Below are 19,922 nucleotides of genomic sequence, written 5' to 3'. Positions count from 1 at the left end.
TCGGAGACGGCGGTACGCTCAGATTATTGGTCTTTGCTGATGAAGCGCGAGGGGTGCACGTCCATGACGTTGTCTTCGAAACCGTGCAACTTCGGCGAGACGATGTTGTGGAAGCTGTAATAGAGCAGAGGGATCTGACCAACCTCGTCGATCAGGACACGCTCGGCTTCACTGAGCAGCTTCATGCGCTCTTCGGGATTGCCGCCGGCGGCAGCGGCCTTGTTCATGGCTTCTTCAAATTTCGGGCTGTTGTAGCTCGAATAGTTGTTGCCGCTGTCCTTGCGGGTAATGCCGAGGAAGGTTTCCGGATCCTGATAGTCGGCGATCCAGGCGGCGCGGGCGACGTCGTAATCGCCCTTCTGCTCAAGGTAGCCGTAATGGGTCTTGGTGTCGGTGTTGAGCAGCGTCACCTCGATACCGAGCGGCTTGAGCTGCTCCTGGATGGCTACAGCAGTGTTCTTGTGGTTCTCCGAGGTATTGTAGCGGATTTCCATCTTCAACGGATTGCTCGGGCCGTAGCCGAGCTTTTCCAGGACCTTCTTGGCTTCGTCTTCGCGGTCAATCTGTGATTTCTCTGCGAACTTGGCCATCGCTGGCGTGTAGCCTTTGATGCCGGGAGGTACCATCGAATAACCGGGGAACATCGAATTGTTCCAGACCTTCTCAGCCAGGAAGTCGCGGTCGATAGCCTCGGAAATGGCGTTGCGCAGTTCGACATTGTCCCACGGCTTCTTGTCGGTCTTGATCGCGTAATAATAAGTGCCGAGATAAGGTGCGACGCGGATCTGATCGCCGAACTTCGCCTTGAGGTCAGGCAACTGCTCGGTCGGCAGATCATCGTAGCTGTCCATCTCGCCGGCTTCGAAGCGCTTCATTGCCGAGGAACGATCCTCGGTTGGAATGAAGTTGACGACATCGATCTTGACGTTGGCTGCATCGTGGAATTTCGGGTTCTTGACCATCTTGATGTGGTCGTTCGGCACCCATTCAGCCAGCGTGTAGGCACCGTTGGAAACCAGTTTGCCCGGCTTCACCCATTCCGCGCCGAGCTTTTCGATCGACGCCTTGTTAACTGGATAAGCCGCCTGGTGGGTCAGCATTTCCAGGAAATAGGGGGTCGGTGCGTTAAGCTTGACCTCAAGGGTCAGCGGATCGATCGCCTTGATCCCCATCTCTTCAGGCTTGGCCTTGCCCTTGTTGACGTCTTCAGCCTTGACCACCGGATACAGCATCGACGCATATTCCGCGCCGGTGGCTGGATCCTCGAGGCGGCGGAAAGCATAGACGAAATCATCCGCAGTTACCGGGCTGCCGTCCGACCAGACGGCATCCTTGCGCAGCTTGAAAGTATAGGTCTTGCCGTCATCGGAGATCGTCCAGCTCTCGGCAGCGCCCGGAATGAGGTCGGCCTTGGCGTCCTGCATCACAAGGCCTTCGAACAGATCGCGCAGGACATGCGCCTCATAGACCGTGGAAGTCTTGTGCGGGTCGACCGTTTCCGGTTCAGCGGCGCTGCCACGATTATAGACCACTTCGGCGAAGGCCGCCGAATGGAAGGCGCCGCTCGCCAAAGCGAGCGTGGTGGCGAACACAGTCGCCTTCAGCATGGTTTTCAGCATGGAATCAATTCTCCCTTTCTCATGCGAGCCGGCTCTCTTGGGGCTCGCGGGACGTTGACGCCCGCAGGCCGTTCACCGGCCTCTCCTGGGGCGAGCTGCGGTTCCCTCCCCGCAGCAGATGGGCAGACACTAACGCCGCGAATTTTTATTTCAACATGCGCGAAACCTTCCCCAACGTCACGCTCGCGCTATTGCTGTGCAGAGGCGCGGAAACATGAATAAAATCAATTATGTAACCTCTGACTAACCATTACCCCTCTTAACCTTGTACAAGCATCCGCATCGTTTGACACTTGCCTAAAATATTAATGCGCCATTAAGCAACCGCCGGTTACTTTCAAAAGTACTTTTGTAGGCTTTTCTTTTTTAGGCGGGAGAAAGCATGCATAGTATACGAGGAGGCTCAACTTTCATTTTCCATTCGACATTTTCGCGATGGAAAGATGAGAATAAGGGAACATCAGCGGTTGAATTTGCTTTGCTTGCACCGCTGTTTATCCTTTTTTTGCTCGGAATGGTTGCGTATGGCATATATTTCGGTGCTAGCCATTCCGTTCAACAGATCGCAGCGGATGCAGCTCGAACGGCGGTAGCAGGGCTCAACCAGACCGAGCGTCAGTCGCTCGTTACGACTTTTGTGGCCAACAACGCGGCCGGCTATCCGTTTGTCGACGCCACCAAACTCACGGTCGTCGCCAAGGATAGCACCGCTGACGGCAGCCAGTTCGTGGTCTCGGTCACCTACGACGCACGCAACCTGCCGATCTGGAACCTGTTGTCGGGGCTGCCTTTGCCGGGCACCAACATCGCACGTCAGTCCACCATTCGCGTCGGAGGCGTATGATGCACGTACCACCTGGTCTGCGTGATCTGGTTCATCGCTTTCTGCCGGACCGAAGCGCAAATTTCGCTGTCATGACGGCATTGTCCATGCCTGTCGTGCTTGCGTTGATGGCCGTCGCCGTCGACGAAGGCTCCCTCTACACCGAACGGCGCGCGACACAGTCGATTACGGATCTTGCAGCCATCGCGGCGGGCTCCAATCTAACCAATGCCAACCAGGCGGTGCTGAACACGTTGAATGATAATGGTCTGACCGGCGCAACGGTGGTTCAGTCGGGCACGGGCACCCCGACCCCCGGAAACCCGCTGGTGAGTGTCGTGCGAGGCCGGTACACGCCGACTTCGGCTGTCGGCCAGCGCTTCCAGGCCAATGCGCAACCTTATAACGCTGTCTCGGTGTCGGTGCGCAAGGTTGGCACGATGTACTTTGGCGGTGCCTTCATGAGTCCGCCGATCATCAGCAACAACGCCATCGCCTCGGTCACACCCCAGGCTGCGTTCTCCGTCGGCTCGCGGCTAGCCTCAGTAGACACCAGCAAGAGCCCCCTGCTCAATGCTGTGCTCGGCGGTCTTCTCGGCACCAATGTGGCGCTCAACGCAATGGATTACAATTCGCTGCTTAGCGCCGATGTGAACGTTCTGTCATTTTTGGACCAGCTCGCCATCAAGCTCAATCTTACCGGCGTAAGCTATTCCGACGTGCTGGCTTCCAAGGTCACGATCGGTCAGATCCTCAGCGCGTTGGCTGGCGTGCAGGGACTGGACTCGCGCAGCCAACTGGCCCTGCAAACCTTGGCGGCGGGCGCGACCAATGTGATCAAAATTCCGCTCAACGCGCTGGTCGATCTCGGCAATGTCGGGCGCCTTGGCTTGGGGCAACGACCTGCAGGCCTGACTGTCGATGCCGGCTTGTTCAACATGGTCTCTGCGGCAGCTGGCCTGGCCAACGGCAACAAGCAGATCGATCTTGGGGCGGCTGTGAACATTCCAGGCGTGCTGAAGATCAGCATCCTGCTCGCCGTTGGTGAACCACCTCAATCGTCCCCATGGTTCAGAGTGGGGCAGAAAGGGGATGTGGTGCGCACCGCCCAGACACGGCTGAAACTGGTCGTCGAGGTTATCCCAGCCTCCAGCCAACTGACACCGGGCGTTGACATCAAAAAGGATGAACAAGGCAAACCAGGGGTAATTAACTTACCCGTCAACGTTGAGCTGGCTTATGCCGAAGCCACACTCAGCGACATCAGCTGTTCGACCGGGTTACCAGCGAGTCGCGTCGTCACAATCGCCGCGCGTCCCGGCATCGCTGACCTGAAGATCGCACAGACCACAGGAACAAGTTTCGCCGACTTCACACAACCGCAAAGCTTCACCCCTGCCCCGGTTCTCAACGTCGTCATCGACCTGCTGTTGCTGCACCTCAATCTCGTGACGGTGAACGCCTATGCCGATATCGACATCGGCAATACGAGCACGACGAACCTGACATTCAACAACTCGGACATAAGTGCCAAAACGGCCAAAACCGTAAAAACGACGAACTATACCAACTCGGCAACAACCTCGCTTCTCAGCAATCTGCAATTGAGTGCAGCCGTTTTGGGGATAAAACTGGACCTCATCACGGATCTTCTGCTGAACACCATCCGCCCGGCACTGATCCCAGTCCTGCAGAAGATCACCACTCCGCTGGACAACACCATCGCATGGTTGCTTTCGTCCCTCGGCATCGGTCTCGGTGAAGCCGATGTCCGTGTTACCGGCGCGACCTGCGGACAATCGGTTCTCGTGCAGTGAACATTTTTGTTCGCTGCACTGGTTAAGAGGCGGAAGACTCCAAAGTCGTCCGCCCTTTACGATTAGCTCAACCGGGCAAGAAACGCCCCCAACGGTGGCAACTGCAATCCGCCCTCGCCGGCTGGAACCGGGAGTCCAGCGAAATCGAACACCTCGACGATTTCTTCCGATAGCGGCCAAACCGCACCCTCTTGCGCAAAGTTAAAAACGCACAGCAGCCTCTCGCCCTCTGCCTCGCGCAGAAATGCCAGCACATCGCCTTCCGCATCGAGGAAACGGATCGAGCCTGTCGCGAGCACCGGATGCTGCCGGCGCAAGGCCAACACAGCGCAATAGGCGGCAAGCACACTATCCTCTCGGCCGTTTTGAACATCGACTGCCCGTGCACGGTGCTCGTCCGGCACCGGGAGCCACGGCTTCGCGCTGGAAAAACCAGCGTTCTCGGCACCAGCTTCCCAGGGCATCGGCGTGCGGCAGCCATCACGCCCTTTGAAGCCCGGCCAAAAGCGGATGCCGTACGGATCACGCAAATCCTCGAAGGCAAGTTCGGCCTCGGGCAGTCCGAGTTCTTCGCCCTGGTAGAGACAGATCGAACCGCGCAGACACGCAAGCAACCCTATGGCGAATTTCGCCACCGCATCGGCGTCGCTCCCAGGCGATGTCCAACGGCTGACGTGACGAACCACGTCGTGATTGGAAAAAGCCCAGCAAGCCCAGCCCTGTGGTGCGGCGCTCTCAAACGCTTCGACGCAGCCGCGCACATGTGCCGCCGAGAAGGCCTGCCCCAGCAGGTCGAAGGTGTAACACATGTTGAGGCGGTCGTTTCCCGATGTATAGGCCGCCATTGTCTGCAGGGAGCGGCCTTCGTCGCCGACTTCACCGACCACGGCGCGATCGCCGAATTCGTCTATCAAGGTTCGGAAACGTTTCAGGAATTCAAGATTCTCCGGACGCGTCTTGTCGAACAGATGCTCCTGGAAAAGATAGGGATTGGTCTCGTTCAGCGTCCCCGCGAGGCTTGCCGACAATGGCGGGTTGGATCGCAGCCAGCGGTCGTGGACGTAGTAATTCACGGTATCGAGGCGAAAGCCGTCGACGCCACGCTCCAACCAGAACCGCACGCTTTCCAGAAGCGCCTCCTGCACCGTAGGATTGTGGAAGTTGAGATCCGGTTGGGCGGCGAGGAAATTGTGCATGTAGTATTGCCGCCGTGTGGCATCCCATTCCCAAGCCGGACCGCCGAAGACCGAGAGCCAGTTGTTCGGCGGCGAGCCGTCCGGCTTTGCCTCGGCCCAGACGTACCAATCCGCTTTTTCGTTGTCGCGGCTGGAACGGCTTTCCCGGAACCAGGCATGCTGATCGGACGTGTGCGACAGCACCTGATCGATGATCACCTTGAGCCCCAGCCGGTGCGCTTCGGCCAACAGCGCATCGAAATCCTCCAGCGAACCGAAGATAGGATCCACAGCCCGGTAATCGGAGACATCGTAGCCCATATCGGCCATAGGCGATTTGAAGAATGGCGAGAGCCAGACCGCGTCGACGCCGAGCCACGCGACATGGGCAAGCCGCGCCGTGATGCCCTTGAGGTCGCCGCTGCCGTCGCCAGTCGTATCCTGAAAGGAACGGGGATAGATCTGGTAGATGACGCAACCGCGCCACCATTCGTTTCCGGTCATCCGGCCTCTCCTTTATCTGCCCTGCGCTCGATCATGAAAGCCACCGCCCTGCCCTCCACCAGACGCCAGGCTTCGGCGGACGCATCCTGATCAAGAGCATCGAGCCAACGATAGCCGTCGCGGAGCGGCAACACGAATGTCGATGCGCGCCGGTCGCCATTGACCAGAACGGCGAGCCGGCCGGCATCTTCGCCCGCGCCGGCCAAAACCATCATCAATCGGCGTCGGACCGGATCATTCCAGGCAGCTTCATCCATCGGCAGGCCGGTTTCGGTCATCCAGGCGACATCGGGCAAACTCTTGTCATTGCGAGGCTGTCCGGTCAGGAATTCCGTGTCGCTCAACGCAATCAGGCTGCGGCGCAGAGCCGATAGCGCGGCGACATGGTCCTCCAGGGCAAGATCGCACTTTTCCCAATCCAGCCAGGTGAGCTCGTTGTCCTGTGCATAGGCATTGTTGTTGCCGTGCTGGCTGCGGCCGAACTCGTCGCCGGCAGTCAGCATGATCGTGCCGCGCGAGGCAAACAGGGTCGCAAGCAGCGCACGCTGATCGCCGGCACGTCCGGCAACGATACGAGGCTCCGCACTTTCGCCTTCGACACCGAGGTTCCATGACAGGTTCTCGTCATGGCCATCTCGGTTGGCTTCGCCATTCGCCTCGTTGTGCTTTTTCTCGTAACGCACGAGGTCGGCCAGCGTCATGCCATCGTGGGCCGCGATGAAATTAACGCTGCGGCTTTGCTTTTCTCCGATGAAAGCATCGGACGAGCCGGCCAAACGCGTCGCCAACCGTCCGACCATACCGCTGTCGCCGCGCCAGAACCGACGGACGTCGTCGCGATATTTGTCGTTCCATTCCAGAAAGGGCGAGCCAAATCGGCCGAGCTGATAGCCACCCGGGCCAATATCCCATGGCTCGGCGATCAGGATACGGTCCGAGAGGACCGGATCGCTGCGCATTGCAGCAAGCAGTTGCGCGTTTGCGTTGAAACCTTCGCCATCGCGTCCCAGCACGGGCGCAAGGTCGAAGCGGAAACCATCGACACCCGCATGGCTCACGAAATAACGCAAGCTTGCCAGGATCAGATCGCGCACCGCCGGATGGTCGCAGGCAAGCGTATTGCCGGTGCCGGTGTCATTGATCAACCGACCGTCCGGCTCATGACGATAGTAGGCGAGATTGTCCAGGCCACGCAGCGACAGCGTCGGACCGCGCTCGTCGCTCTCGCCGGTGTGGTTGAAGACCAGATCGAGGATCACGCCGATTCCCGCCTGGCGCAGGGCATTCGTCGTCGCCTGCAGGTCGGCCATGCCTCTCGGCGCCAGATGCGGGTCCAGCGCCATGAAGGTGACAGGGTTGTAGCCCCAGGCATTGGTCAGTCCAAGCGGAGGCAAATGGCGCTCATCGATCTTTGCCGTGACCGGCATCAACTCGACCGCGGAAACGCCGATTTTCTTCAGGTGATCGATGACGGCGGGATGGGCGAGCGCACGCAACGTGCCGCGATCCTCTTTCGGCACGTCCGGATGGCGCTTGGAGAAGGCTCGGACCGGCAACTCGTAGATCAGTCCCCCCGGTTGGAAGAGCGGCGGCGCTACCGACGGCGCCGTGGGCAAGGCCGTCACAATCGCTTTCGGCATCAACGGCGCCGTATCGCCACCCTCGCCGCGCCGCGCACCAAGCCTCGCATCATAGACATAAGGGCGATCGACCTCGACGGCATAGGGATCGACCAGCAATTTGTCCGGATCGAACCAAAGGCCGCGTGCAGGATCATAATCGCCATCAGCCCGGTAACCGTAGCGCATACCCACTCCGGCACCCTTCACATACAGCTGGAAAACATCCTTCTCCCCGGGCACCATGGGCAGGCGCTCGATCTCGTGGTCGGCAGCGTCGAAGAGGCAGAGTTCGATCTTGCTGGCTCGACTGGACCAGACCGCAAATTCAATGCCTGATTTGTCGGGCCGTGCTCCGAATGTAACGGGGGCCATGCGCTCCTGCGATGATTTCGATGTTGTCTGCGACTCTCCGGCAGGCAACAATAGCAAGCCTGCCAGATCGCGAAACCACAGGTTTCATCTCGCTTGCCTGTTGAATCCGCGGTTCGAATTCCAAACCAGCAACTGACGAGGAGGAAGTTGTGCCCCACACCATCCGCTTGCATCGTGTTCTGAAAGCTCCGCCCGCAAAGGTCTATCGTGCCTTCGTCGATGCTGACGCCTTGTGTCGTTGGCTGCCACCCTATGGCTTCCTGTGCAACGTCGAACATTTCGATGCCAAGGTTGGCGGCAGCTTCCGGATGGCGTTCAAGAACTACACGACCGGCCACGCGCACTCTTTCGGCGGAGAGTTTCTGGAACTCGAGCCAAACCGGAAGCTTGTCTACACCGATCGCTTCGACGATCCGAACCTGCCGGGAGAGATCAAGGTCACGGTCGAACTCACCGAAGTCTTCTGCGGCACCGACCTCAAGATCGTGCAGGTTGGCGTACCGGAAGCGATCCCTGAGGCTGGCTGCTATTTAGGCTGGCAGGAATCCCTGCTGCAGCTCGCCAATCTGGTCGAACCCAACATCCCCTGACAACAATCCGCCGTGGGAGCGAAGATGTCTCCTCCCACGGCGGGAAACTGCTCAGGTGATCACACTTGGCTCGTCGCGGCCGGTATGACGCTTGATTCCAGCTATTTCATCGGCCGCCGCGATGAGATCGGCCAGCGCCTCCTGTGTGTCGAGGCCATGCTTGGACTGATCCGGCTCGTAGCGCTCGATATAGACACGCAGCGTCGCGCCTGACGTGCCGGTTCCGGAGAGCCGCAATACCACGCGCGAGCCACCCTCGAACAGGATGCGGATGCCCTGCTTCTGGCTGACCGAACCGTCAACCGGATCGTGATAGGAAAAATCGTCGGCCGCAGCGATCTTCAAGCCGCGCACAGTCGTGCCCGCAAGCGAGTCGAGCTTGGCGCGCAGTTCATCGACCAGCGCATTGGCGCGGGCACTGTCGACCTCCTCATAGTCATGCCGCGAATAATAGTTGCGGCCATATTCAGCCCAGTGCTTTGTGACGATCTCCTTGGCGCCTTCTCCGCGCGCAGCCAGGATCGACAACCACAACAGAACGGCCCAGAGGCCGTCTTTCTCGCGCACATGGTTGGAGCCGGTGCCGGCACTTTCCTCACCGCAGATCGTAGCCATGCCGGCATCGAGCAGATTGCCGAAGAACTTCCAGCCGGTCGGCGTCTCATAAATACCGACGCCAAGCTTCTCAGCCACGCGGTCGGCTGCACCACTGGTCGGCATGGAGCGAGCGATGCCCTTGAGACCGTCCTTGTAGCCAGGCGCCAGATGCGCATTGGCTGCCAGCATAGCCACCGAATCCGACGGTGTGACGAAGATGCCTTTGCCGATGATCAGGTTGCGGTCGCCATCGCCGTCGGAGGCCGCGCCAAAGTCCGGCGCATCCGGTCCCATCATCTCGTCATAGAGATGTTTGGCATGAACCAGGTTCGGATCGGGGTGATGGCCGCCGAAGTCCGGCAACGGCTTGAAATTGCGGCAGGTGCCAGCGGCCGCGCCGAGCCGGTTTTCCAGGATTTCCTTGGCGTAAGGGCCGGTCACGGCGTGCATGGCATCGAAGCGCATGCGGAAACCGGATTTGAACAGTTTGCGCAGCGCGTCGAAGTCGAACAGCGCTTCCATCAACTCGGCATAGTCGGCAACGGGGTCGATCACCTCCACAATCATGTCGCCCGCCTTCACCGTACCGATCGTGTCCAGATCGATCGGCGTGATGTCGGCGATCTTGTATTCGGCGATTGCCCTGGTGCGGGCGTAGATCGCGTCGGTCAATTTCTCGGGCGCCGGGCCACCGTTCTCGGCATTGTATTTGATACCGAAGTCCTCGTGCGGGCCGCCGGGATTGTGCGAGGCTGACAGGATGATGCCGCCGAAGGCCTTGTATTTGCGAATAACGTTGGAGGCAGCCGGCGTCGACAGGATTCCCCCTTGTCCGACCATGACCTTGCCGAAGCCGTTGGCTGCGGCAATGGCAATCACTTTTTGCGCCACCTCGCGATTGTAGAAACGGCCGTCGCCCCCAAGCACCAGCGTCTTGCCCCGGAAGCCCTCCAGCGAGTCGAAAATCGACTGGACGAAATTCTCGACATAATTCTCCTGCTGAAACACCGGCACCTTCTTGCGCAGCCCGGAAGTCCCGGGCTTTTGATCGTCAAAGGGCTTGGTGGCGACGGTACGGATCATCGTTCAGGCAACCTTCCTTGCAAGCAGCGAGCGATAGAGCTCGACATATTTCCCGGCACTGCGGTCCCAGGACACATCAGCCTTCATGCCTTGCCGCTGGATCGAGGTCCAGTCGGCAGCGTTGCCGTGCGCCTGCATCAACCGATGAACGGCGTGGAGCAATGCGTCGCCGCTGTTGGCGGCGAACTGGAATCCTGTCGCCACCCCGGCAGCCACCGCCGCCTCGTTGGCGTCGATGATCGTGTCGGCCAGCCCGCCCGTGCGCGCAACCATCGGAACGCAGCCATAGCGCAAACCGTAAAGCTGGGTCAGGCCGCATGGCTCGAAACGAGAAGGAATGATGATGGCATCGCAGCCGCCCTGCATAAGGTGCGACAATGCCTCGTCATAGCCGATGACCGTACCGATGCGGCCGCGATGGCGAGCGGCGGCGGCCAGCAACGCACCTTCGAGACCCGGATCGCCTGAGCCCAGCACGGCAAGCCTGGCACCAGCCGCGACGATCCCATCAGCCATCGCGGCGAGAATATCGATCCCCTTTTGCCAGGTGAGGCGGCTGACCACGCAGATGATCGGGCTGTCGTCCTTGGCGAGGTTGAAGCGCTCTTCGACCGCGGCGCGGTTGGCCGCGCGCTTGGTCAAGGTTTCTGCCGAATAGGTCGACACCAGATGCTGGTCGGTAGCGGGATTCCAGATGTCGACATCGATGCCATTGACGATGCCATGGAGATCGCCCGCCCGCAGATTGATCAGCCCGTCCAGGCCCATGCCGAATTCCGGCACACGGATTTCCTGGGCATAGGTCGGACTGACAGTGGTGATCGCCCATGCGGCTTGCAGACCTGCCTTGAGATAGCCCACGCCGCCATAATATTCGACGCCGTCGAGGCTCATGGCTTCTGCCGGCAAGCCGAGCTCGCCAAAGATCCCGGCACCGAACTGACCCTGGAAGGCGAGATTGTGCACGGTGATGAGCGACGGTGTGCCAACTGCCTTGCCGTAGCGCATGTAAGCCAGCGTCATTGCCGCCTGCCAGTCATGCGCATGCACGATATCGGGCTTGTAGCCGGCGATGCTGCCGCCGGCGATGTCGCCGCCGACACGACTCAAGGCGGCGAAGCGGCGCCAATTGTCCGGCCAGTCGCGACCATTGCTGTCGCCGTAAGGGCCACCGACGCGATCGAAAAGATGCGGCGCGTCGAGCACCAAGAGATCGAGCCCCTCCACCTGCGCGGCCTGGACCGTGGCCTTGCCGCCATACAGCGCCTGATAGGTGGCCGCAGCCTTCTTTTTCTTGAGGGCCTCCATCACAACCGGATAGCCGGGCACGAGAGAGCGCATGGCCACCCCTTTGCCGGCCAGCGCGACGGGCAAGGCCCCGGCGACATCGGCCAACCCGCCGGTCTTGACCAGCGGGAAGATCTCCGGCGTGACGGACAGAACCTGCATGCGTTACGTTCCCAACCTGTCGATCATGTCCTGCGTTATCAGAACAATGCCCCGTTCCGAAACACGGAAGCGCTTGCGGTCGAGTTCCTGGTCTTCACCGACGATCAGCCCTTCAGGGATGTGCACGCCATGGTCGATGACGACATTGGTCAGTCGCGCATTGCGGCCGACATGGCAGTCCGGCAGCATGACGACGTGGTCGAGGCTGGAGTAGGAATTGATTCGTGCGCCGGTGAAGATCAGGCTGCGCTTCAAGGACGCGCCCGACACGATGCAGTCGCCCGACACCAGCGAGGAGACCGCCATGCCGCGCCGCCCCTCGTCGTCGTGCACGAACTTGGCCGGCGGCTTCAGCTCCGCATAAGTCCAGATCGGCCAGTCGCGATCGTAGAGATCGAGTTCGGGCGTGATATCGGTCAGATCGATATTGGCTTCCCAATAGGCGTCGATGGTTCCGACATCGCGCCAATAGGGACTGGCCTCCGCTGTCGAACGCACACAAGATTTGGCGAAACGGTGGGCCACGGCCTTTCCGTGCTGGACGATGTGGGGGATGATGTCCTTGCCGAAGTCGCGGCTGGACTCCGGCTCGGCGGCATCGCGGCGCAACTGCTCCATCAGGAACTTGGTCTTGAAGACGTAGATGCCCATCGAGGCCAGCGCGTAGTCCGGCTTGTCGGGGATGCCGGGCGGATCGGCCGGCTTCTCGATGAAGGAGATGATATTGTCCTTGGTGTCGACATGCATGACCCCGAAGCCGGTCGCTTCCATGCGCGGCACTTCGAGACAGCCCACGGTGACATCCGCGCCAGCATCGACGTGCTGGCGCAGCATCAGTTCGTAATCCATCTTGTAGATGTGGTCGCCAGCGAGGATCACCATGTATTCGGGCCCATAGGCCTCGATGATGTCGATGTTCTGATAGACCGCGTCGGCGGTGCCTTCGTACCACTGCGTTTCCGAGACGCGCTGGCTAGCGGGCAGGATATCGAAACTCTCGTTTCGTTCGGGCCTGAGGAAGTTCCAGCCGCGCTGCAGATGACGGATCAGGGAGTGCGCCTTGTATTGGGTGGCCACACCCAGGCGGCGGATACCGGAGTTCAGGGCGTTTGAAAGCGCGAAGTCGATGATACGGGTCTTGCCACCGAAATAGACCGCAGGTTTCGCGCGCCTGTCGGTCAATTCCTTGAGGCGACTACCGCGTCCGCCGGCCAATACATAAGCCATCGCATCGCGTGCCAGCGGTTGCGACCGTTTGAAATCCGCCATTATCAACCTCCCTGCTTTGCCCTTGAGACCGCAGCTTTCCTCGTTCGCGACCCCGTACCCGAATTTGTCCGCCCGTCGACCTTCCTGCCTTTGGTCGCGGGCACGAATTCCAGCATAAGCGTCGCCAATGGCGGCAACACCATCAGCGCCGCCGCGCGATCGCCTTCAGCATGCGCTTCCACGGCGCCGCCATTGCCCTTGCCGGACCCGCCATAAGAAGCGGCGTCGGTATTCATGATCTCGCGCCAGGTGCCTGCCTCCGGCAAGGGAACGCGGTAATTCTCGCGCGGAACCGGCGTGAAATTCGAAAGGACGGCAACCGGATTGACGCCCGGCGCCTTGCGCAGCCAGGCAAACACCGAATTCTCGGCGTCATCGACAATCAGCCACTCAAACCCCTCCGGCTCGCAATCACGCGCATGCAGCGCCGGCTTCTCGCGATATAGATGGTTCAAATCGCGCACGACGTCGCGCACGCCGCGATGCGGAGCGTGTTGCAGCATGTCCCAGTCGAGCGCGCGGGCCTCGCTCCATTCTCGGCGCTGCGCGAATTCCTGTCCCATGAACAGCAGCTTTTTGCCGGGGTAGCCCCACATGAACGCGTAGTACGCGCGCAGCGTTGCGAATTTCTGCCAATCATCGCCGGCCATCTTGCCGATCAGGGTCGACTTTCCGTGCACCACCTCGTCATGCGAGAGCGGCAGCACGAAATTTTCGGTGAAGGCATACATCAGCCCGAAGGTGATCTGGTTGTGATGGTGCTTGCGGAAGATCGGCTCGCGGGCGAGGTATTCCAGCGTGTCGTTCATGAAACCCATGTTCCACTTGAAGCCGAAACCCAGCCCGCCCTCATGCACCGGATGTGAAACCTTGGGCCAGGAGGTGGATTCCTCAGCAATCGTCATGACGCCGGGATGACTCCCATAGAGCTCCTTGTTCATGCGCTGCAGGAAGGCGACGGCCTCGAGGTTCTCGCGCCCGCCCTTTTCGTTCGGGATCCACTCGCCGGCCTTGCGTGAGTAGTCGAGGTAGAGCATCGAAGCGACGGCATCCACGCGCAGCCCGTCGACATGGTATTTTTCGGCCCAGTAAAGCGCGTTGTTGACGAGGAAGGACAACACCTCGCGCCGGCCAAAATTGTAGATCAGCGTGTTCCAGTCGGGCTGATAGCCCTTGCGTGGGTCGGCATGCTCGTAAAGGGCGGTGCCATCGAACTTGGCGAGGCCGAACTCGTCGGTCGGGAAATGCGCCGGCACCCAGTCGAGGATAACGCCGATGCCGGCCCTATGAGCGCCGTCGACGAACCGCGCGAAACCTTCCGTGTCACCGAAGCGAGCGGTCGGGGCATAGAGGCCGGTGGTCTGATAGCCCCAGGACGGGTCGTAGGGATGCTCCGAGATCGGCAGCAGTTCGATGTGCGTGAAACCGATGTCGATCACATATGGGATTAGCCGCTCCGCCAACTCGTCCCAGGTCAGAAAGCTATCGTCCTCATTGCGCTGCCACGAGCCGGCGTGAACCTCGTAGATCGAAATGGGCTGGCGGCGCGCCTCCGCCTCGCGCCAGAATTTGCGATGAACGGCATCACCCCATTTGTGCGCTGAGGGAGCCGCCGTCACCGAGGCAGTGGCGGGGCGTAGTTCCGAGCGGAAAGCGAAGGGGTCTGCCTTGAGCGGCAGGCGAACGCCTTTTGCCCCGACGATCTCGTATTTGTAGGGCCGCCCCTCGCCGAGGTCGGGAATGAATATCTCCCAAATGCCGCTATCCTGCCGCAGACGCATCGGATGGCGACGGCCATCCCATGCGTTGAAATCGCCGACGATGGAGACCCGTTTTGCATTTGGCGCCCAGACGGCGAAATGCACGCCACCCACCCCCTCATGGTCGATGAGATGCGCACCCAGCTTGTCGAACAGGCGAAGATGCGAGCCTTCCGCCATGTAGTAATCGTCGATCGGCCCGAGGACTGGCCCGAAGGAATAGGGATCTGTGATCCACCACTCGCCACCTGCATTGCGTGCCTGGTATTTGACTGGCTGACGTTTGCTGACTCCGATCGGCCCTTCGAAGAAGCCGGCCTCGCCGCGGCGGGAAAGTTCGCCGATCCCCTTGCCGGCCAGCGTGTGAACGACGACCGTCTCGGCATCGGGAGTGAAACACCGCGCGACGAATCCTTTTCCAGCTTCCTGGACACCCAGGACAGAGAAGGGATTGCCATGCGTACCCGCCACGATCGCCTTGACGTCGGCAGTGGAAGCCGCCCAGTCAGCATTGTCGCTCGTCGCGGTCTCGCGCGGCTTTTTCGTCAAGCGGCACCCCTCCCTGGGTCCACGGCCACGGTCATGGCCTCATGCAATCACATCACACAGGCACGTTCCAGATTTCTTTCGCATATTGGCGGATCGTGCGATCCGATGAGAACCAGCCCATACGAGCAACATTGCGAATGGCCCGAGCGTTCCAGTCGGCGCTGTCATTCCAGACTGCGTCCACCTCGCGCTGCTTGGCAGCGTAGGCATCGAAATCAGCGGCAACCATGAACCAGTCGCTGTCATAAAGACCATTCATCAGATCGCGATAGCGATCCGGATCATGCGGGGAGAACACACCTGACGAGATCGCTGAAATAGCCTGCGCCAATTCCGGCGAGCCTTCGATGACGGCCCGCGGCTGGTAGCCGTTGCGACGACGTTCGGCGACCTCGTCGGCTTTCAGGCCGAAGATGAAGATGTTGTTGTCTCCGACATGCTCCTTCATCTCGACATTGGCGCCGTCGAGCGTACCGATGGTCAGCGCGCCGTTCAGTCCGAACTTCATGTTGCCTGTGCCCGACGCTTCCATGCCGGCAGTCGAGATCTGCTCCGACAGGTCAGCAGCCGGCATCATGATCTCGGCAAGGCTGACATTGTAATTGGGCACGAACACGACCTTCAGCAGTCCGCGCACGGCGGGGTCGCCATTGATGACCTTGGCGACGTCATTGGCCAGTTTTATGATCAGCTTGGCATTGTGATAGCTGGGGGCTGCCTTGCCGCCGAAGAACTTCACGCGGGGCGTCCAGTCCTTCTCCGGATGCGAGCGGATCTGGTCGTAGAGCGCCACAGCTTCCAGGATATTGAGCAATTGGCGCTTGTATTCGTGGATCCGTTTGATCTGGATATCGAAGAGCGCCGACGGATCGAGCCGAATGCCCAGCCGGTCAGCGACCAGCTTGGCGAGCCGCACCTTGTTGGCGCGTTTTACGGCTGCGAACTTCTTGCGGAATGCCGCATCGTCCGCGAAACGATCCAGGTCTCTGATGGCCTCGATGTCGTCGAGGAAACGGCCGCCGATGGCTTCGCGTGTCAGCGCCGTCAGACCGGTATTGCACTGGATCAGCCAACGCCGCGGCGTGATGCCGTTGGTCTTGTTGTTGATGCGGTCCGGATAAAGTTGGTGCAGGTCGGCAAACACCGTCTGCTTCATCAGTTCGGTATGCAGTGCCGATACGCCGTTGATCGAATGCGAACCGACGAAGGCGAGATTGCCCATGCGCACGCGGCGGTCGCCATTTTCCTGAATCAACGAAATGGCAGCGATCTGGTCGCCTGAAAAGCGACCTGTCGAGCGCGCTTCCTGCAACACTTCGGCATTGATGGCGTAGACGATCTGCATGTGCCGCGGCAGCAACCGCTCGAACAGCGGCACTGGCCAGCTTTCCAGCGCCTCCGGCAGCAGCGTGTGGTTGGTGTAGGCGAAGGTTCGCTTGGTGATGTCCCAGGCCTTGGCAAAATCCATGCCGTGGACGTCCATCAGCAGCCGCATCAGTTCCGGCACAGCAACGGCCGGATGGGTGTCGTTGAGATGAATGGCGGCCTTGTCCGGCAAGGAGTCCAGCTCGCCATACTGGCTGAGATGACGCTGCAGGATGTCCTGCAACGAAGCCGTCGAGAAGAAATATTCCTGCCGCAGCCGCAATTCCTGGCCGGCTTTGTGCGAGTCTGCGGGATAGAGCACGCGTGACAGCGCGTCGGCTTTGTTGCTTTCAGCCAGCGCACCGATGTGATCGCCTGCGTTGAACTTGTCGAGCAGGATCGGGTCGACAGGCATGCCGGACCAGAGCCGCAGCGTGTTGACCCGCTTGGCCTTCCACCCGACCACCGGCGTGTCGTAGGCAACCGCGAGCACATGCTCCATCGGCTTCCAGACATGCCGTTCAAGCCGTCCGTCCCTGGCGGTGACGGATTCCACCGATCCGCCGAAACCGACTTCGAAGGAACGCTCGCGACGCTCGAACTCCCATGAGTTGCCGTGATCGAGCCAGGTTTCGGGCAGCTCCACCTGCCAGCCGTCGTGGATCTCCTGGCGGAACATGCCGTTGGCGTAGCGGATGCCATAGCCATGGGCCGGCACATCGACAGTCGCCATCGATTCCATGAAGCAGGCAGCGAGCCGGCCCAGGCCACCATTGCCGAGGGCTGCATCCGGCTCCAACGTCGCGATCTCGTCAAGGTCGACACCCAACGAAGACAGCGCCTGACGCATCGGCTCCATAATGTCGAGATTGGAGAAGGCGTCTCGCATCAGTCGGCCAATCAGGAATTCAAGCGATAGGTAATAGACCCGCTTTTCCTGCTGTTCGTAAGTCTCCTTGGTGGCGCTGATCCAATGGTCGATCACACGATCGCGCACCACTTTGATGGAAGCGGTCAGCCAGTCGTAAGGGGTCGCGACACTAACGTCCTTGCCGACTCGATATTTGAGAGCCATCAGCACTTCGGACGCAAGCGTCTGCGGGTCGGGGTGATCGAGATCAGGCAGCGAAGCACTAGGCGTCTTGGTGCGGGTCATCTTGCCTCTCGCGCGACCGGAGATCGGAGCTCATCCGTCTCCCCGTAAACCGAATTTGCCTTTCAAAAAGCATGCATAGCAGGGCCTTCCAGCCCAGACCAGATAAGGGACCAGAATTTTTCAATCGATTTAGTCTTGCTAATATTTCGCATTGCACCCAGAGTTTATCGCAACGCACTCCGGGTGCAATCGCCAGATCACGCAGCGATCGCGGCTGCTTCCGGCGGGGCCTTTGCCCCGGTCATGAACGCGACTGCATCCGACATCGAATATTCCTTCGGATTGATGACAGTGAGACGTCGGCCGAGCCGGTGAATATGGATGCGGTCCGCCACCTCAAAAACATGCGGCATGTTGTGAGAGATGAGCACGATCGGTAGCCCGCGCCGCTTCACATCGAGGATCAGTTCCAGCACACGGCGGCTTTCCTTGACACCAAGGGCAGCAGTCGGCTCGTCCATGATGACGACGCGGCTGCCGAAAGCCGCGGCACGTGCCACAGCCACGCCCTGGCGCTGACCACCCGACAGTGTCTCGACCGCCTGGCCAATGTTCTGGATGGTCATGAGGCCAAGTTCAGTGAGCTTTTCGCGTGCCCGCTTTTCCATTGCCGCGCGGTCGAGCATGCGGAACCACGAGCCGAGGATTCCCGGCTTGCGAATTTCTCGGCCGAGAAACATGTTGTCGGCGATCGAGAGCGCTGGCGACAGGGCGAGATTCTGGTACACGGTTTCAATGCCGGCGGCGCGCGCCTCCATTGGAGACTTGAACTGCACCGGCTTGCCCTCCAGGAGGATCTCGCCGTCGTCCGGCGTAACAGCACCGGAGATCGCCTTGATCAGCGACGATTTTCCGGCACCGTTGTCGCCGATGACCGCAAGGATCTCGCCTGGATAGAGGTCGAAATCGGCGCTGTTCAGTGCTGTGACGCGGCCGTAGCGCTTGACCAGTCCGCGTGCGGTGAGAATGGGTTCCGTGGTCATCCTGCAACCTTCCTGATCCATTGGTCGATGGCGACGGCGCTGATGATCAGCACGCCAATCAACAGATAGGTCCATTGCGGGTCCGTGCCGATAAGGCGCAGCCCGAGCGAGAAAACACCGACGATCAGCGCCCCGAAAAGCATGCCGAGGATCGATCCGCGTCCACCGAACAGCGAGATGCCGCCAATCACCACCGCTGTGATGGATTCGATATTGGCGAATTGGCCGGCGGTCGGTGAAACGGAACCGATACGGCCGATGAGCAACCAGCCGCCGAGTGCACAGATCAGGCCCGACAGAACATAGACCGATAGCAGCATACGGGTGACGCGCACGCCTGACAGCTCAGCAGCATCCGGATCGTCGCCGATCGCGTAGACATGACGTCCCCAGGCAGTGTGGTTCAAGACGTACCAGAGAATGGCCACCAGCAGCACCATGGCGACGACGCCATAAGTGAAGACCGCATTGCCCATGCGGAAATTGTTGCCGAAGAATTGCAGGATCGGTGCCTGCGTCTCAATATCTTGCGCGCGAATGGTCTCGTTGGCCGAATAAAGGAAGTTCGAGGCCAGAACGATCTGCCACATGCCGAGTGTGACGATGAAAGGCGGTAGCTTCATGTAGGCGACGAGCGCGCCGTTGATCCAGCCGCACAGCGCGCCGACGGCGAAGCCGCACAGGATCGCAATAGAAGGCGGCAGGCCATAGCGGAAGGCGAATTGGCCCATCACCACCGATGACAGCACCATGATGGCGCCGACCGAAAGATCGATGCCCGCAGTCAGGATAACGAGCGTTTGCGCAGCGCCGATGACACCGGTGATGGCGACCTGCTGCAGGATCAGCGTCATCGAGAAGGCGGAGAAGAATTTGCCGCCGATGATCAGACCAAATACCAGCACTGATGCCACCAGCACGATCAATGGCACGGCGGCGGGATTGGAATGCAGGAAATGCTGTATCTTTTCCAGGGTCGACCGTGTGTGCGTGTCGAAGTCCGCCACAGCTGTGTCGGCTCCAGTCAGCACTTTTTCGAATTCCTGCGGTCGCCTGGCATCCGCCGAAGCGTCGGTCATGTCGGCTCCTCCTGATCGGGGACTGGCGTCCCGTCATACAGCTAGAGTGATGATGCCTCGCCGGCGCGCCAATGCCCCCTCTCCGGCCGGAAGACCGCCGGAAGAGAGGG

At 60.2% G+C, this 19,922-nt stretch carries 12 protein-coding genes and 1 pseudogene; 3 read left to right on the top strand and 10 right to left on the bottom strand.

Annotated elements, in window-relative coordinates; all coding sequences use genetic code 11:
* Positions 1-23: 23 nt before the first annotated feature.
* Entirely contained in the window at positions 24-1,619 is a 1,596-nt protein-coding gene (locus tag L4923_RS24340; protein ID WP_239369694.1) for a peptide ABC transporter substrate-binding protein, read from the bottom strand.
* A gap of 382 nt (positions 1,620-2,001) precedes the next feature.
* On the opposite strand from L4923_RS24340, the gene L4923_RS24335 reads away from it, so the two are divergent.
* Both L4923_RS24335 and L4923_RS24330 read left to right on the top strand, forming a co-directional pair.
* A complete protein-coding gene (locus tag L4923_RS24335) occupies positions 2,002-2,463 on the top strand; it encodes a TadE family protein (protein WP_239369693.1) in 462 nt (153 codons plus the stop codon).
* Positions 2,460-4,259, top strand: coding sequence for a pilus assembly protein TadG-related protein (locus tag L4923_RS24330; RefSeq protein WP_239369692.1), 1,800 nt, complete (start codon positions 2,460-2,462; stop codon positions 4,257-4,259). Before L4923_RS24335 ends, L4923_RS24330 begins: the two co-directional genes overlap by 4 nt.
* Before the next feature lie 62 nt (positions 4,260-4,321).
* On the opposite strand, the gene bglA is transcribed toward L4923_RS24330, so the two are convergent.
* Both bglA and glgX read right to left on the bottom strand, forming a co-directional pair.
* Positions 4,322-5,938: a beta-galactosidase BglA gene (gene bglA / locus L4923_RS24325; RefSeq protein ID WP_239369691.1), complete on the bottom strand. Its 1,617-nt coding sequence runs from the start codon at positions 5,936-5,938 to the stop codon at positions 4,322-4,324.
* Entirely contained in the window at positions 5,935-7,932 is a 1,998-nt protein-coding gene (glgX, locus tag L4923_RS24320; protein WP_239369690.1) for a glycogen debranching protein GlgX, read from the bottom strand. The genes bglA and glgX overlap by 4 nt, the downstream gene beginning before the upstream one ends.
* Positions 7,933-8,081: 149 nt before the next feature.
* On the opposite strand from glgX, the gene L4923_RS24315 reads away from it, so the two are divergent.
* Complete coding sequence (locus tag L4923_RS24315) at positions 8,082-8,522, top strand: SRPBCC family protein (protein ID WP_239369689.1); 441 nt, start codon at positions 8,082-8,084, stop codon at positions 8,520-8,522.
* A 51-nt stretch (positions 8,523-8,573) separates the two neighbouring features.
* Here the strand turns inward: L4923_RS24315 and L4923_RS24310 are convergent, their stop codons facing one another.
* The 7 genes and pseudogenes from L4923_RS24310 to L4923_RS24280 all read right to left on the bottom strand — a co-directional run bounded on the left by L4923_RS24310 (position 8,574) and on the right by L4923_RS24280 (position 19,812).
* Positions 8,574-10,202: an alpha-D-glucose phosphate-specific phosphoglucomutase gene (locus L4923_RS24310; protein ID WP_239369688.1), complete on the bottom strand. Its 1,629-nt coding sequence runs from the start codon at positions 10,200-10,202 to the stop codon at positions 8,574-8,576.
* 3 nt (positions 10,203-10,205) lie between these two features.
* Positions 10,206-11,651 carry a glycogen synthase GlgA gene (gene glgA, locus L4923_RS24305; protein ID WP_239369687.1) on the bottom strand — a complete coding sequence of 482 codons (1,446 nt, stop codon included), beginning with the start codon at positions 11,649-11,651 and terminating at the stop codon, positions 10,206-10,208.
* 3 nt (positions 11,652-11,654) lie between these two features.
* On the bottom strand, positions 11,655-12,920 hold the full coding sequence (glgC, locus tag L4923_RS24300; protein WP_239369686.1) for a glucose-1-phosphate adenylyltransferase: 1,266 nt from the start codon (positions 12,918-12,920) through the stop codon (positions 11,655-11,657).
* 107 nt (positions 12,921-13,027) lie between these two features.
* Positions 13,028-15,229 (bottom strand): annotated as a pseudogene (gene glgB, locus L4923_RS24295) (1,4-alpha-glucan branching protein GlgB); the annotation flags it as partial.
* 52 nt (positions 15,230-15,281) lie between these two features.
* Positions 15,282-17,750 (bottom strand): glycogen/starch/alpha-glucan phosphorylase, encoded by a 2,469-nt coding sequence (locus L4923_RS24290; protein WP_239369685.1) that lies wholly within the window; start codon positions 17,748-17,750, stop codon positions 15,282-15,284.
* A gap of 197 nt (positions 17,751-17,947) precedes the next feature.
* Positions 17,948-18,733 (bottom strand): ATP-binding cassette domain-containing protein, encoded by a 786-nt coding sequence (locus tag L4923_RS24285; protein WP_239369684.1) that lies wholly within the window; start codon positions 18,731-18,733, stop codon positions 17,948-17,950.
* Complete coding sequence (locus tag L4923_RS24280) at positions 18,730-19,812, bottom strand: ABC transporter permease (RefSeq protein WP_239369683.1); 1,083 nt, start codon at positions 19,810-19,812, stop codon at positions 18,730-18,732. The genes L4923_RS24285 and L4923_RS24280 overlap by 4 nt, the downstream gene beginning before the upstream one ends.
* Between the last annotated feature and the right edge of the window lie 110 nt (positions 19,813-19,922).

The organism is Terribium retamae, from assembly GCF_022347545.1.
GTDB lineage: Bacteria > Pseudomonadota > Alphaproteobacteria > Rhizobiales > Rhizobiaceae > Mesorhizobium > Mesorhizobium retamae.
The sequence above is the reverse complement of the archived record's forward strand: the minus strand, read 5'-3'. Positions and strand labels throughout refer to the sequence as shown.